3 protein-coding genes are annotated in these 798 nt (G+C 42.9%); all 3 read right to left on the bottom strand.

Annotated elements, in window-relative coordinates:
- On the bottom strand, nt 1-189 hold a 189-nt coding region (locus ACTBDZ_RS18265), incomplete at its 3' end, for a hypothetical protein (protein WP_438816328.1).
- Nucleotides 182-508 (bottom strand): hypothetical protein, encoded by a 327-nt coding sequence (locus ACTBDZ_RS18260; RefSeq protein ID WP_438816327.1) that lies wholly within the window; start codon nt 506-508, stop codon nt 182-184. The genes ACTBDZ_RS18265 and ACTBDZ_RS18260, both read right to left, overlap by 8 nt.
- A gap of 9 nt (nt 509-517) precedes the next feature.
- Nucleotides 518-730: a hypothetical protein gene (locus ACTBDZ_RS18255; protein WP_438816326.1), complete on the bottom strand. Its 213-nt coding sequence runs from the start codon at nt 728-730 to the stop codon at nt 518-520.
- Nucleotides 731-798 lie beyond the last annotated feature (68 nt).

Raw genomic sequence — 798 nt, 5'->3', positions numbered from 1 at the left:
TTCTGCCTGTACAAATTGCACAGCAATAAATTCCAAAAATAACCGACTAAAAACTAACGCTATTGCTGAGAATATAACTGTTGTTGGCTCTGCATTCATGATGCCAATGACAGTGGTTATCCCTGCCACTATCCATGCCATAATTGAAATGGCGTTAATGATTTTCAGTGTCCAGAAGGTGTTAAACATGGTCGGCTTCCTTCTTCGTTTGATACTTGATTAATGCCTGAGTTGCACGACTATGACGACGGCGAGCATTGTATAATTCACGTTTTTTCTTGAGGAAGGCAATAAAATAGGGGTCAGTATGTTTAATAACACCTTCGTATTCTGGCTTGTCCGGGCTGAGTCGTCCGCCATCAATGCCGGGGTCGCCGTGCTCGCGGAAATATTGGCGCATGGCGGTACGATAAATATCTTTCAGTGTTACCATCGCTTTTTCGCAAGCGACAATATCTTTGGATGCGGCAATAATACGGGCGACGATGACTTCCTGTGATTGCTTCATAATTTTTCCTTATGCAGCCTGAAGATATTTATCGTGGGTAAATTGTCCATTCCAGCCTTTCTTCATCGGAAGCTCGCCTTTCAGATAGTGGCGATAGAGCCATTTGGCACCTTCTTTTAAAAGAATGACTTCATAAAATTGCTTCTTGCCTTTTTCGGTGTTAACGGTGACAGTTTTTTCGGTAAAGTATTTATCTCGCGCATAAGCCTTTACACCCGTCATTCCGCACCTACTTTAAGAATAAATTCGACGGTATCGCTCGCCGAGAACATCAACGATGGTCTTGTGAA

Origin of the sequence: Symbiopectobacterium sp., assembly GCF_051710365.1 — a bacterium.
Classification (GTDB): domain Bacteria; phylum Pseudomonadota; class Gammaproteobacteria; order Enterobacterales; family Enterobacteriaceae; genus Symbiopectobacterium.
This window is presented reverse-complemented; position numbering and strand designations above follow the sequence as displayed.

Excerpts from the sequence above, each read along its gene's own strand:
- ACTBDZ_RS18260 (WP_438816327.1), bottom strand. The coding sequence starts at position 508 with ATGAAGCAATCACAGGAAGTCATCGTCGCCCGTATTATTGCCGCATCC.
- ACTBDZ_RS18255 (WP_438816326.1), bottom strand. The coding sequence starts at position 730 with ATGACGGGTGTAAAGGCTTATGCGCGAGATAAATACTTTACCGAAAAA.